Source organism: Cupriavidus sp. TMH.W2, from assembly GCF_050847365.1.
Taxonomy (GTDB): domain Bacteria; phylum Pseudomonadota; class Gammaproteobacteria; order Burkholderiales; family Burkholderiaceae; genus Cupriavidus.
Map to the genome: position 1 here is coordinate 3,761,945 of NZ_CP193792.1, position 13,416 is coordinate 3,775,360.

Sequence of the window (13,416 nt, forward strand, 5' to 3'; positions counted from 1 at the left end):
TTCAGGACTGTGCCGAGGCGGCCGCCGGCAGCGGCTCGAACGGCGTTTCGCTGTCGGTGCGGCGGCTGGCCGTGCGGGCCTGCAGCGCGGTCTTGAAGCCGTAGAACACGATCGACAGCACCACGAACATGAACAGCGCGCACAGGCCGGCGTCCAGGTAGTCGTTGAAGACGATGCGTTGCATCTGCGCGATCGACTTGGCCGGGGCCAGCACCTTGCCTTCGGCAATGGCGGCACTGAACTTCGCGGCATGGGTCAGGAAGCTGACCTTGGGATCGGCGTCGAACAGCTTCTGCCAGCCGGCGGTCAGCGTGCAGACCAGCAGCCAGAGGGTCGGCAGCAGCGTGACCCAGGCGTACTGGCCGCGCTTCATCTTGACCAGCACGCAGGTGCCCAGCACCAGCGCCACGGCAGCCAGCATCTGGTTGGAGATGCCGAACAGCGGCCACAGCGTATTGATGCCGCCCAGCGGGTCGACCACGCCCTGGTACAGGAAGTAGCCCCAGGCCGCCACGGTCAGTGCGGTGGCGATCAGGTTGGCGGGCAGCGAGTCGGTGCGCTTGAGCGATGGCACGAAGCTGCCCAGCAGGTCCTGCAGCATGAAGCGGCCGGCGCGGGTGCCCGCGTCGACGGCGGTCAGGATGAAGAGCGCCTCGAACAGGATGGCGAAGTGGTACCAGAAGGCCATCATGGCCTGGCCGCCCACCACCTGGTGCAGGATGTGGGCGATGCCCACGGCCAGCGTCGGCGCGCCGCCGGCGCGCGAGATGATGGTGTTCTCGCCGACGTCTTTTGCGGTCTGGATCAGCACGTCGGGCGTGATCACGAAGCCCCAGGTCGATACCACGTGCGCCACCGCGTCCGGCGTGGTGCCGATCACGGCGGACGGGCTGTTCATGGCGAAGTACACGCCCGGCTCGATCACCGAAGCGGCCACCAGCGCCATAATGGCAACAAAGGATTCGGCCAGCATCGCGCCGTAGCCGATGAAGCGCGCGTGCGATTCATTTTCCAGCAGCTTGGGCGTGGTGCCCGACGAGATCAGCGCGTGGAAGCCCGACACCGCGCCGCAGGCGATGGTGATAAAGAGGAACGGGAACAGGTTGCCCGACCACACCGGGCCGCCGCCCTTGGCGAACTGGGTGAAGGCCGGCATCTTCAGTTCCGGCGCGACGATCAGGATGCCGATGGCCAGCGCGATGATGGTGCCGATCTTCAGGAAGGTCGACAGGTAGTCGCGCGGCGCCAGCAGCAGCCACACCGGCAGCACGGCGGCGATAAAGCCGTAGATGATCAGCATCCAGGTCAGGGCCTTGCCGTCGTAAGTGAACAGCGGCGCCAGCACGGCGCTCTCATGCACGTGCTGGCCGCCGATGATGGCCAGCATCAGCAGCACGAAGCCGATCACCGACACCTCGCCGATGCGGCCCGGGCGGATGTAGCGGGTGTAGATGCCCATGAACAGCGCGATCGGAATCGTCACCGCCACTGTGAAGGTGCCCCACGGCGAGCCGGCCAGCGCCTTCACCACGATCAGCGCCAGCACCGCCAGGATGATGATCATGATCATGAAGCAGCCGAACAGCGCGATCATGCCCGGCACCGTGCCCATCTCGGACTTGACCAGGTCGCCCAGCGAGCGGCCGTCGCGGCGCGTGGAGATGAACAGCACCATGAAGTCCTGCACCGCGCCGGCGAATACCACGCCCGCCAGGATCCACAGCATGCCCGGCATATAGCCCATCTGCGCGGCCAGCACGGGGCCGACCAGCGGGCCGGCGCCGGCAATGGCGGCGAAGTGGTGGCCGAACAGCACCGCCTTGTTGGTCGGCACGTAGTCCAGGCCGTCGTTGTGGCGCCAGGCAGGCGTCATCCGCTTGGGATCGAGCTGCATCACCTTGTCGGCGATAAAGCGGCTGTAGTAGCGGTAGGCGATCAGGTAGATGCAGAGCGCGGCAACCACGATCCACAGCGCGCTGACGGCCTCGCCGCGCGCCAGCGCGACGGTGCCGAAGGCAAACGCGCCAAGGACGGCGACGGCCAGCCACACCAGGTGTTCTCCGATGCGATTCATAGTAAGGGTCTCCTCAGACCGGGATATCGATAGCCTGCGGCGGCGAAGGACTGGTAACAGGCAACTGGCAGGATCGGCAGCGGAGGTGCGCCGAGGGCAGGCAGCGGGGCAATCCGGCGGTGAGGGTGTCTCCTGGGGATGCTGCTGCGCGCCCGGTTGTGTCGTCGTTTCCGGATCTCGTCTTGCAGGCAGGCGGTGCGCCATCCGGGTAGGCGGTGCACCAGCTGCGTCGATGCGCGTGCCATGTTGGGGCGGCTTGCGCATCCGGCGTGTAGTATTGACACCCGCCGAACCCGGCACAAGCGCGTAACTACGCAGCACTTCTGCGTAGTACTACGCAAGCCGACGGTGGCATGCCGCCTGCGCGGCGTCGGTGTTTACCCCCGGTCCAGATGAAACTCCGCCAGAAGATCCTGTTGCTTGCCGTGGCGCCCCTTGCGGTGGCCATGCTCGGCATTGCATTCGCCGTGCGTTTCCAGGCCACCCAGCTCGCCCGGCACGAGCGCGCGCTGGTCGAGGCGGCCTATCTCCAGAGCAAGGAAACCGAGCTGCGCCACTACGTGGAACTGGCGCAGAGCGCGATCGCGCCGCTGGTGCGCTCAGGCCGCACCGACCTCGCCACCCGCCAGGCGGCAATGGACGCCCTCGCGCGGCTGGACTACGGCCCCGACGGCTACTTCTTCCTGTACGACCTGCAGGGCCGCAACCTGATGCACCCGCGCCAGCCCGAGCTGGTCGGCCAGGACCTGTGGACGCTGCGCGACCCGCAGGGCGCGCTGACCATCCAGCAGCTGATCGCCGCGGCCAAGGGCGGCGGCGGCGCGGTGCGCTACTTGTGGAAAAAGCCGTCGTCACAGCAGCTGGCGCCCAAGCTCGGCTATGTGGTGGCGGTGCCCGAATGGGGCTGGATGCTGGGCACCGGCATCTACCTGGATGACGTGGAAAGCACGCTGCGCCAGCTCGACGCCCGCGCCGAGACCGATATCCGCGAAACCATGGCCTGGATCGGCGTGATTGCCGGCATCAGCATCTTGCTGGTGGCCGCCAGCGGGTTGGCACTGAATGTCAGCGAGCATCGCGAGGCCGACGCCAAGCTGCGCCAGCTGGCGCAACGCGTGGTGCAGTCGCAGGAAGACGAGCGCGCCCGGCTTTCGCGCGAGTTGCACGACGGCATCAGCCAGCTGCTGGTATCGGTCAAGCTGGTGCTGGAAACCGCCGCCAACCGCCTGCGCCTGGCCCCGGCCGAAGGCGCCGCGGTGGCGCCGGTGCTGGGCATGGCGCTGAACCGGCTCGACGCCGTCTTCAATGAAGTGCGCCGCGTGGCGCGCAACCTGCGCCCGGCCCTGCTCGACGACCTGGGCCTGTTCGCCGCGCTCCAGCACCTGGCGCGCGAGATGCAGGGCGGCAGCGGATTGGCGATCACGGTGACCCAGGGCGGCCCCCCGCGCGAGCTGCCCGACGAGCAGGCCACGGCGCTGTTCCGCATCGCGCAGGAAGCGCTGACCAACGTGGAGCGCCATGCCGGCGCGCGGCGCGTCGCGGTGTCGCTGGCCTTTGATGCCGATGCCACGCGCCTGACCGTGAGCGACGATGGCCATGGCTTCGACGTGGCGCGCATGCAGGCGGACCCACAGCGCGGCATCGGCCTGCGCAACCTGCGCGAGCGCATCGCTGCGCAGTGCGGGCAGTTCGACATCATTTCCGGCACGGGCGGCACCCGGATCGTCGCGTCGCTGCCGCTGGCCAGGCCCGCGGCCATCGCGCACGATGCCGTATCGGCAGGACCTTCGCAATCATGACCCAGTCTGTTTCCGACGCCACCGACGTGCCCGCCCGCGTATTGCTGATCGACGACCACGCGCTGGTGCGCGACGGCATGCGCATGCACCTGGCGCTGCAGCCCGGCCTGCGCGTGGTGGGCGAGGCCGACGACGGCGAAGCCGCGCTGGCGTGGCTGGACCGCGCCGGCAGCGACGAGCTGCCCGACCTGGTCATTACCGATATCGGCATGCGCGGCATGGGCGGCATTGCCCTGGCGGCGGCGCTGCATGACCGCTATCCGGAGCTGGCCGTGCTGATCGTGTCGATGCACGACAACCTGGAATACGTGCGCCAGGCGGTGCGAGCGGGCGCGCGCGGCTATGTGCTCAAGGACGCGCCAGCCGACGAACTGATGGCGGCGATCCAGTCGGTGCTGGCCGGGCGCGTGTTCTACAGCGCCCGCATCGCCCGCGGCATGGCCGAGCAGAGCCCTGCGGCCGGCCCGCTGGATGCGCTGACCCCGCGCGAGCGCGACATCCTGCGCGGCATCGGGCGGGGCCTGGCCAACAAGGAGATCGCGGCGCAGCTGGGGGTGTCGGTGCGCACAGTGGAGACGCACCGGCTGAACCTGAAGCGCAAGCTGGGGATCGAGGGGCGCGCCGGGCTGGTGAAGTATGCGGTGCAGACGCTGGGGGATAGCGAGGGGGGGTGATGGACGCCCCGCGATACCAACGAGGAGAGCGGTTTGGGGTGCCCCAAGCCGCCCGAGCTTGCCTAAGCAAGGTGTTCTCCCTCTCCCCTCATGGCTTGTCTTTACCCACATCTCGATAGGAAAGGTTGTAAACGGGATTGGACGGTGTTAACTTCGGGGAAGTTGACAATCAGTGGTGGCAATTTTGTCTGATACGGAAGATCTGGAAGACTGGGCCAGCGACGAATTCGGTGGCGCTCAGTTGGGCGATGCACGTCGCACGCAGCGCCTTGTGGCATTGGCGCGCGGACTAGCGCAAAAAGCCCATGTTTCGTTCCCGCAGGCCTTGAGTGGTGCCCAACTCAAGGCGGCATATCGCTTCTTTGATAATGAGGCGGTCGACCCGGACGGAATACTGGCGAGCCACGTCGTTCAAACCGTGGGTCGCATGCAGCAGGTACCTGTCGTATTGGCGGTGCAGGACACCACGGAATTCAATCTGGCAAATTTGCCCGCGACTGAGGGACTTGGTCACGGCACGGGCGGCAATTTGCGCGGATTCATGTTGCACAGCGTGCTGGCGGTGACGCCTGAGGGCCTGCCACTGGGCGTGTTGAGCATGAAGACGTGGGTGCGTGCGCCGCAAGCATCGGGCAAGGCCAGGCAGCGCCGGGCGCTGTCCATTCGTGACAAGGAAAGCGTGAAGTGGCTGGAGGGGCTGGAATGCCTTGAGCCGCTCAAGATGCAGTGTCCGGACACGCACCTTGTTGCCGTCAGCGATCGCGAGGGCGATGTGTACGACGTGTTCCTGGCGCAGCGCCCAGCGGGGGTGGACTGGTTGGTGCGGGCCGCCTGGAATCGGGGCGTGGATCACCCAGAGAAGTATCTGTGGGAGACGGTTGCTGCGGCCCCCGTACTCGGGGAGACCGTCCTGCACGTGCCCAGGAGTGGCGCCAGGCAAGCGCGTAGCGCCCGACTGGCTTTGCGCTGTGTGCCCGTCCAACTGCGACCGCCGCGCAGCCGCGGTGCAGAGGCCCTACCAAGCCTCGAAGTGTTTGCCATTCACGCACTGGAAATCGATCCGCCCGAAGGTGTTGAGCCGCTCGAATGGATGTTGCTCAGTTCGATGCCCACCCAAACGCTGGAAGATGTGCTGGAACGGCTGAGCTGGTATGCCCGGCGCTGGACCATTGAATCCTGGCATCGTGTCCTGAAAAGTGGCTGCCAGATCGAGGCTCGGCAGTTCGGGACGCTGGAGCGGTTCCTGCGCGCCACGGCGCTGTTCGCCGTGATCGGCTGGCGCATCATGTACGCGACCATGCTCGGCCGGCTTGAAGCCGATATCCCTTGCTCGGTGCTATTGCAGTCGCTCGAATGGCAGGCCTTGTACTGCCGCACGCACGGCACAACCAAGCCACCGGAGCAGGCACCCAAACTCAGCGAAACGGTCCTTTGGATCGCCAAGCTCGGTGGCTACCTGGGTCGCAAAAACGACGATCCCCCCGGTGCTACTGTCCTCTGGCGCGGCTTCCTCGTTTTGCACGAAATCACCGAAATGTATCGGATCTTCCAGAAAAACGAGTAAGCCGCCGGAAGTTGTGGGTAAAGGCAAGCCTCATGGGGAGAGGGCCGGGGTGAGGGGTGGTCTAGCAAGGAACCACATCAAGCGGTGCCAACGGTTGAAACCCACAGGCGTCAGCCTTTGACCCTCCTACCCTCACCCACTGTTCCTCTCCCGCAAGCGGGGAGCAAACCGGCGCGAAGCGGGCTTCTTCATCAGGCGCTGACGCCGAAGATCACCCCTCCAGCCGCTTGCCCAGCGCCGCCCGCGCTTGCGCCAGCGCCTGCGGCAGCCGATGCTGCAGCTTGGTAAACAGCTCGTCATGCAGCGCCAGCTCCTGCTGCCACGCATCGCGATCGATCGAGGTCACCTGCGTGAACTGCGCCGGGCTGAAGTCCACGCCGTTCCAGTTCAGGTCCTCGTAGCGCGGGGTGGTGCCGAACACATGCTCGGCGCCCTGCCCCTTGCCTTCCACGCGGTCGATCATCCACGACAGCACGCGCATGTTCTCGCCGAAGCCCGGCCACACGAAGTTGCCGTCGGCGTCCTTGCGGAACCAGTTGACGCAGTAGATCCTGGGCAGCTTTGCGCCCGCGGCTTCCAGCTTCTGGCCGAGTTCCAGCCAGTGGCCGAAGTAGTCGCTCATGTTGTAGCCGCAGAACGGCAGCATGGCGAACGGGTCGCGGCGCACCACGCCCTGCTGGCCGGCGGCCGCGGCGGTGGTTTCCGAGCCCATGGTGGCGGCCATGTAGACGCCTTCGGTCCAGTTGCGGGCCTCGGTCACCAGCGGCACGGTGGTCGAGCGGCGGCCGCCGAAGATGAACGCATCAATGGGTACGCCGGCGGGGTTGTCCCAGTTCTGGTCGATCGACGGGCACTGCGACGCCGGCGCGGTGAAGCGGGCGTTCGGGTGCGCGGCCTTGGCGCCGGTGGCGCGGGCGATTTCCGGGGTCCAGTCCTTGCCCTGCCAGTCGACCAGGTGCGCGGGCGCTTCCTTGGTCATGCCTTCCCACCACACGTCGCCGTCGTCGGTCAGCGCCACGTTGGTGAAGATGACGTTTTCCTTGAGCGTCGCCATCGCGTTGAAGTTGGTCTTCTCGCTGGTGCCCGGGGCCACGCCGAAATAGCCGGCTTCCGGGTTGATGGCGTAGAGGCGGCCGTCCTGGCCCGGCTTGATCCAGGCGATGTCGTCGCCGATGGTGGTGACCTGCCAGCCCTCGAAGCCCTTGGGCGGGATCAGCATGGCAAAGTTGGTCTTGCCGCAGGCCGACGGGAAGGCGGCGGCCACGTGGTACTTCTTGCCCTCGGGCGAGGTCACGCCCAGGATCAGCATGTGCTCGGCGAGCCAGCCTTCATCGCGGCCCATGGTCGATGCGATGCGCAGTGCAAAGCACTTCTTGCCCAGCAGCGCGTTGCCGCCGTAGCCGGAGCCGAACGACCAGATCTCGCGCGTTTCCGGGAAATGGACGATGTACTTGGTCGGGTTGCACGGCCAGGCCACGTCCTGTTCGCCCGCGGCGAGCGGCTTGCCGACGGTGTGCACGCACGGCACGAAGGCGCCGTCAGCGCCGAGTACGTCGTACACGGCGCGGCCCATGCGCGTCATGATGCGCATATTGACCGCCACGTATGGCGAATCCGACAGTTCCACGCCGATATGGGCGATCGGCGAGCCCAGCGGGCCCATCGAGAACGGCACGACATACAGCGTGCGGCCGCGCATGCAGCCGTCGAACAGGCCGGAGAGCGTCTGGCGCATCTCGGCGGGGGCGGTCCAGTTGTTGGTCGGGCCGGCATCTTCCTGCTTCTCGGAGCAGATGAAGGTACGGTCTTCCACGCGCGCCACGTCCGACGGGTCCGACAGGGCCAGGAAGGAATTCTTGCGCTTGGCCGGGTTCAGCCGCTGCATGGTGCCGGCGGCGACCATCTGCTCGCACAGGCGGTCATATTCTTCCTGGGAGCCGTCGCACCAGTAGATATTGTCGGGCTTGGCCAGCGCGGCGATTTCCGCAACCCAGGCAATCAGCTTGGGGTGCTTGACCCAGGCCGGCGCATTGACGGCGACCGTGCCTTGCATCGTGGGGTGGTTCATACTGCAAACTCCAGGTTCGTAAAGGGAAGGAAGGGAAGGAATCCTTTCAAAGCCTGGCCAGTGGGCCCATGGTCCGCCGTACGTCCCGGGATGGAATCGTCACTTCCGGTGTGTCATCCCCGGGTCGTCACATCCCGTTACAACTACGCGGCGGCCCCGTTTATGCAAAAGGTCGCGGCGGTCCCTGCGGCTGCGCTACAGTTGCGCTTCGCCAGCGCAGGGGTGCCTGCACGTGCCGGCCGGGCTTTGTCCGGAGGCGTCCGCGTAACGGGAGCAAGGCTCGACCGACAATCCGCGGCGGCACCGGAGCGGGCAAGGATACCACTGGCGCACCCCCCTGTTTTTTGCTGCGCAACAATCGCGGGCGCCGGCTGGCGCGACATTGGCGCCGCCCGGCGGCAGTGTCGCGGGGTGCCGGCGGGGTTCGCAACGTTTCACAACAATACTGTTGGCCGGCGCGCGGCTCGGTGGGCGCGCGCACCAACCGGCACAACGTCCCGAAGATAACCAGGGTTGCCGATGAAGATCGCTGTACTCGACGATTACCAGGATTCCGTGCGCAAGCTGTCTTGCTTCAGCCTGCTGGAAGGTCACGACGTCAAGGTGTTCAACAATACCGTCAAGGGCGTTGGCCAGTTGGCCGCGCGCCTGTCAGACGTGGAAGCCGTGGTGCTGATCCGCGAACGCACCCGCATCACCCGGCAACTGCTGGAAAAACTGCCCAAGCTCAAGCTGATCAGCCAGACCGGCCGGGTCGGCGCCGGTCCCGGCAGCCATATCGACCTGGAGGCCTGCACCGACCGCGGCGTGGCCGTGCTCGAAGGGGTGGGCTCGCCGGTGGCTCCGGCCGAACTGACCTGGGCGCTGATCATGGCCGCCCAGCGCCGCATCCCGCAGTACGTGGCCAGCCTGAAGCACGGCGCCTGGCAGCAGTCGGGGCTGAAATCGACGACGATGCCGCCCAACTTCGGCCTGGGCCAGGTGCTGCGCGGCCAGACCCTCGGGATCTGGGGCTACGGCAAGATCGGCCGGCTGCTGGCCGGCTTCGGCCGCGCCTTCGGCATGAAGGTGCTGGTCTGGGGCCGCGAAACGTCGCTGGAAGGCGCGCGCGCCGATGGCCTGGACGTGGCGGAGTCGAAGGAACAACTGTTTGCGGACAGCGATGTGCTGTCGCTGCACCTGCGCCTGAACGACGACACGCGCGGCATCGTCAAGCAGGCCGACCTGACCCGGATGAAGCCCACTGCGCTGTTCGTCAATACCAGCCGCGCCGAGTTGCTGGAAGAGAACGCCCTGGTCGCCGCGCTGAACCGGGGCCGTCCGGGCATGGCGGCGGTGGACGTGTTCGAGTCCGAGCCGATCCTGCAGGGCCATGCGCTGCTGCGCATGGAAAACTGCATCTGCACGCCGCACCTGGGCTATGTGGAGCGCGACAGCTACGAGCTGTATTTCCGCACGGCGTTCCAGAACATCCTGGACGTGCTGGACGGCAAGCATGACTGCATCGTCAATCCGAAGGCGCTGGCGCCGGTGTTGACGCGCTGATACGCTTCGGCTCCCGCCGGTTTTCTCCCCTCCCCCGCAAGCGGGCGAGGGGAGCCTCGTTTGCACGGTGGTGGCTGCGGCTGGCGCCTGCCGCCCCCCCCCCCGCGAACGCGAATTCCCCGAACCCGCTACACTCGGGACTTCCCCAACCGCCCGGCCGCCATGGCCCGCGGCACCCCCGGACAACAACAAGGCGCCCCCGCGCGCCGATTCCTCTCCCAAGGCCGGCATGGACCCCAGGCTTGTGACGCTCTGCGTCGGCAATTTTGTCATCGGCACCGGCGCGATGATCGTAACCGGCATGTTGAACGATATTGCCGGCGATTTCGGGCTGGGTGTGGCCAGCGCCGGCCAGCTGATCTCGGTGTTCGCGCTGGCCACCTGCATCGGCGCCCCGCTATTCGCCACGCTGGGCTCGCGCATCGACCGCCGGCTGCTGCTGACGGGTTCGCTGCTGGTCTATGGGGTGATGCACGTGGCCGCGGCCTGCGCGCCCAGCTTTGCCGCGCTGATGGCGATCCGCTTCCTGACCGCGATCGGCGCGGCCATCTATACGCCCCAGACCGCGGCCACACTGCCGCTGCTGGTCAATGCGCAGACCCGCGGGCGCGCCATCAGCTTTGTGTTCCTGGGCTGGAGCGTCGCCAGCGTGGTGGGCGTGCCGCTGGGCACATGGATTTCCAGCACGATGGGGTGGCGCGTCAGCATGGCGCTGGTCGGCGTGATGGCGCTGCTGGTGTCGGCGGCGGTCTGGCGCGCGCTGCCGCGCGGGCTGATGGTGCCGCCGGCCGGGCGCGAGGCCTGGGGCGCGGTGCTGCGCCACAAACCGGTCATGCTGGTGGTGCTGACCACCATGATCTCTTCGGCCGGCATGTTCACGCTGTTTACCTATATCGCCCCGCTGATGCGCGATGTCTACGGCATCAGCGGCGGCGCGCTCAGCCTGATGTTCCTGGCCTACGGCGCCTGCGGGGTGTTCGGCAATGCCATGGCGGCGTCGCGCATGGACCGGGTCACGCCCGGCCGGATCGTGCAGGTTGCGCTGCTGACCTCGATCACGGCCATGGTGCTGTGGCCGCTGGCCGGACTGGGCGGCGTGGCGCTGGTGCTGCTGTTCATGCTGTGGGGCCTGGGCGGGTTTGCCACCAACAGCGCGCAGCAGGCGCGGCTGGTGCTGCTGGCGCCGGAGCGGGCCTCGGTCTCGATCTCGCTGAATTCTTCGTCGATCTACCTGGGCCAGGCAGCCGGCGCCATGGCCGGCGCGGCCATCTATACGCTGGCCGGTCCCGATGCCCTGCACTGGGGCGCGGCGGCGCTGATGCTGGCGGCGCTGGCGGTGTCGCAGCGCGCCCGCATGCTGGGCTGCCAGTGGCAGCGGCCGCAGGCGGCCCGCCAGGTGTGATGCAGGGCTGAAACCGGCACCGTCCCCTGCCGCCGGGCGCCTTGTGAGGAAGCGCACCAAGCACTTGTCCACAGCGTTATCCGCCCCGTTATCCTCAGGGATATCCGCAGCTTATCCACATCTCTTTCCACAACCACCAAGCGGGGGCGCACGTGAGCGATTCCAGACCTTGGCCGGGCCTTGCGCGTGTGCTGGCGATCAGCCTGGGCAAGGCCATCCCGCTGGTGGTGGCCGGGGCGGGCACCGAGGCGGTGGTGCTGTCTGGCATCCGCAAGCACCCTGTCAGCACGCTGCTGCATCCGCTGCGGGTCCAGGTGCAGCCGCTGGGCCTGGCCGGCGACGAGCAGGGCGACCTGACCGTGCACGGCGGCCTGGACAAGGCGGTCTACGCCTACCCGTCCGAGCATTACGCCTGGTGGAACGCGCGCCGCCGCGCCTGCGCGCAGCCTGAATCGGGCCCGCCGCTGCCCTACGGCGCCATGGGCGAGAACCTGACCCTGGAAGGCCTGCTCGAATCCGAGTTGTGGATCGGCGACCTCGTACGCGTGGGGACGGCCCTGCTGCGGGTGGAGTCGCCGCGCCAGCCCTGCTACAAGTTCAACGCCGCGCTGGGCTACCGCCACGCGGTGCGCGACATGGTCGAGAGCGGCTACTCCGGCGTCTATCTCAGCGTGGTGCTCAAGGGGGAAGTGCGCGCCGGCGATGCCGTGATTGTGCAGGCCGGGCCACGCGAACTGTCGGTCGACAGCGTTAATCAGTGGCGCCGCGATGGCCGGCGGCAGCTTTTCTGATAATGTTTGTCTAATCATACAAGCGTCCCGCTACACACATCCCCGGCCTCCCCTGTGGCCCGGACGGCGTTTGCCGGCGCCGGGCATTGCCAGACCTTTGCACCCCTGTAACGGACTGTAATACGCGGCGCTGGCTCCGGCGGGCGAAGCGCGGTACTAGTAGAGGCTTTGCGCGACACGCACCGGCAACATCTGGGCACAACAGGCCGGGCGGATCACGGGGAGTGGCGCGAAGACGCGGCGCAGAGGGTCCACACAACATGAAATCTGACAGGATCGACCAGCCCAAGGGCTTCGTCGACAGCAACTGGAGGTCGGCCACCGGAACGGGGCGCGGCCGCGTATCGCCTTGGGTCATGGTGGCCGTGGCGCTGGTGCTTGCCGGCCTGGGCTGGCTTGCCTGGCGCACCTGGCTGGCCCCCAGGCCGGCGCCCAGGCCGCCGGCGGTGGCGGTGGTGTCCACCGTGGCCGTGCAGCAGGGCGACGTGCCGCTGCAGGTCTCGGCCAACGGCAATGTCACGGCGCTGTCCACGGTCGAGGTGCGCCCGCAGGTGTCCAGCACCGTGCGCACCGTCCACATCAAGGAAGGCCAGACCGTCAAGCCAGGCGACCTGCTGTTCTCGCTCGATACCCGCATGGACGAGGCCAACCTGGCCAAGGCGCAGGCCCAGCTGCTGCGCGACCAGGCCGACCTGGCCGATGCCCGCCGCACGCTCGCGCGCAGCCAGGAGCTGCTGCAGCGCAACTTCATTTCCAAGAGCGCGGTCGATACCGCGCAGGCCAAGGTAGACGGCTTTGCCGCCACCGTGCGCGCCGACCAGGCCGCCATCGAAGCCAGCCGCGTGGCGGTCAGCTACGGTGCCATCCGCGCCACCATCAGCGGCCGCACCGGCGTGATCAACGCCTTCCCGGGCTCGCTGGTGCTGCCCAACAGCACCCAGCCGATGGTCATCATTGCCCAGGTGCAGCCGATCGCCGTGACCTTCAGCCTGCCCGAGCGGCAGCTGGGCGCGCTGCGCGAGGCGCTGCGCGCCGGCCCGGTGCAGGTCACTGCGCTGCCCAACGACGGCAGCAAGACCCCGGTGACCGGCAAGATCAGTTTTGTGGATAACACGGTCGATCCGCAGTACGGCACCATCCGCGTCAAGGCGCAGTTCAACAATGACGAGCAGCGCCTGTGGCCGGGCACCTACGCCAACGTCAGCGCCGTGGTGCAGACCCTGAAGGGGGCGCTGTCGGTGCCGCCGCAGGCGGTGGTGACCGGCCCCGAAGGCCGCTTCGTCTACGTGGTCCAGCCCGACAGCAAGGTCGCGCGCGTGCCGGTGCAGGTGGTGACCACCACCGCCGCCGCGGCCGTGGTCGAGGGCGTGCAGCCCGGCGCCCGCGTGGTGGTGGAAGGCACGCAGAACCTGCGCCCCGGCGCGCTCGTGCGCGAAGCCCCGGCTGCCGGTGCCTCCGGCGCAGCCGCCGCCCGCCCGGCCACCGCGGGGCACTGAGCC

The 13,416-nt window shown here is 67.6% G+C and carries 9 protein-coding genes; 7 read left to right on the forward strand and 2 right to left on the reverse strand.

Annotated elements, in window-relative coordinates:
• Position 1 precedes the first annotated feature (1 nt).
• Complete coding sequence (locus ACREYQ_RS17335; RefSeq protein ID WP_432258731.1) at positions 2-2,074, reverse strand: carbon starvation CstA family protein; 2,073 nt, start codon at positions 2,072-2,074, stop codon at positions 2-4.
• Between the two features lie 392 nt (positions 2,075-2,466).
• On the opposite strand from ACREYQ_RS17335, the gene ACREYQ_RS17340 reads away from it, so the two are divergent.
• From ACREYQ_RS17340 to ACREYQ_RS17350, 3 genes are all read left to right on the forward strand, one after another.
• Positions 2,467-3,873: a cache domain-containing protein gene (locus ACREYQ_RS17340; protein ID WP_432258732.1), complete on the forward strand. Its 1,407-nt coding sequence runs from the start codon at positions 2,467-2,469 to the stop codon at positions 3,871-3,873.
• The gene (locus ACREYQ_RS17345) at positions 3,870-4,547 is read left to right on the forward strand and encodes a response regulator (RefSeq protein ID WP_432258733.1); all 678 of its coding nucleotides are present in this window, start codon (positions 3,870-3,872) and stop codon (positions 4,545-4,547) included. Before ACREYQ_RS17340 ends, ACREYQ_RS17345 begins: the two co-directional genes overlap by 4 nt.
• Before the next feature lie 175 nt (positions 4,548-4,722).
• Positions 4,723-6,111, forward strand: a complete 1,389-nt coding sequence (locus ACREYQ_RS17350) for an IS4 family transposase (protein WP_432257562.1) — start codon at positions 4,723-4,725, stop codon at positions 6,109-6,111.
• 211 nt (positions 6,112-6,322) lie between these two features.
• Here ACREYQ_RS17350 and ACREYQ_RS17355 read toward each other — a convergent pair whose 3' ends face one another.
• Positions 6,323-8,179, reverse strand: a complete 1,857-nt coding sequence (locus ACREYQ_RS17355; protein WP_432258734.1) for a phosphoenolpyruvate carboxykinase (GTP) — start codon at positions 8,177-8,179, stop codon at positions 6,323-6,325.
• A 519-nt stretch (positions 8,180-8,698) separates the two neighbouring features.
• Here ACREYQ_RS17355 and ACREYQ_RS17360 point away from each other — a divergent pair.
• From ACREYQ_RS17360 to ACREYQ_RS17375, 4 genes are all read left to right on the forward strand, one after another.
• Positions 8,699-9,724 carry a D-2-hydroxyacid dehydrogenase family protein gene (locus ACREYQ_RS17360; RefSeq protein WP_432258735.1) on the forward strand — a complete coding sequence of 342 codons (1,026 nt, stop codon included), beginning with the start codon at positions 8,699-8,701 and terminating at the stop codon, positions 9,722-9,724.
• Between the two features lie 229 nt (positions 9,725-9,953).
• Positions 9,954-11,126, forward strand: coding sequence for an MFS transporter (locus ACREYQ_RS17365; protein ID WP_432258736.1), 1,173 nt, complete (start codon positions 9,954-9,956; stop codon positions 11,124-11,126).
• Positions 11,127-11,278: 152 nt separating this feature from the next.
• Complete coding sequence (locus ACREYQ_RS17370) at positions 11,279-11,917, forward strand: MOSC domain-containing protein (protein WP_432258737.1); 639 nt, start codon at positions 11,279-11,281, stop codon at positions 11,915-11,917.
• Positions 11,918-12,177: 260 nt separating this feature from the next.
• Positions 12,178-13,413, forward strand: coding sequence for an efflux RND transporter periplasmic adaptor subunit (locus ACREYQ_RS17375; protein ID WP_432258738.1), 1,236 nt, complete (start codon positions 12,178-12,180; stop codon positions 13,411-13,413).
• The last annotated feature ends 3 nt before the right edge of the window (positions 13,414-13,416 follow it).

What these genes read in the sequence shown, in the direction of transcription:
- ACREYQ_RS17360 (WP_432258735.1), top strand. Translation starts at nt 8,699, where the DNA reads ATGAAGATCGCTGTACTCGACGATTACCAGGATTCCGTGCGCAAGCTG.
- ACREYQ_RS17365 (WP_432258736.1), top strand. Translation starts at nt 9,954, where the DNA reads ATGGACCCCAGGCTTGTGACGCTCTGCGTCGGCAATTTTGTCATCGGC.
- ACREYQ_RS17335 (WP_432258731.1), bottom strand. Translation starts at nt 2,074, where the DNA reads ATGAATCGCATCGGAGAACACCTGGTGTGGCTGGCCGTCGCCGTCCTT.
- ACREYQ_RS17375 (WP_432258738.1), top strand. Translation starts at nt 12,178, where the DNA reads ATGAAATCTGACAGGATCGACCAGCCCAAGGGCTTCGTCGACAGCAAC.
- ACREYQ_RS17355 (WP_432258734.1), bottom strand. Translation starts at nt 8,179, where the DNA reads ATGAACCACCCCACGATGCAAGGCACGGTCGCCGTCAATGCGCCGGCC.
- ACREYQ_RS17340 (WP_432258732.1), top strand. Translation starts at nt 2,467, where the DNA reads ATGAAACTCCGCCAGAAGATCCTGTTGCTTGCCGTGGCGCCCCTTGCG.
- ACREYQ_RS17345 (WP_432258733.1), top strand. Translation starts at nt 3,870, where the DNA reads ATGACCCAGTCTGTTTCCGACGCCACCGACGTGCCCGCCCGCGTATTG.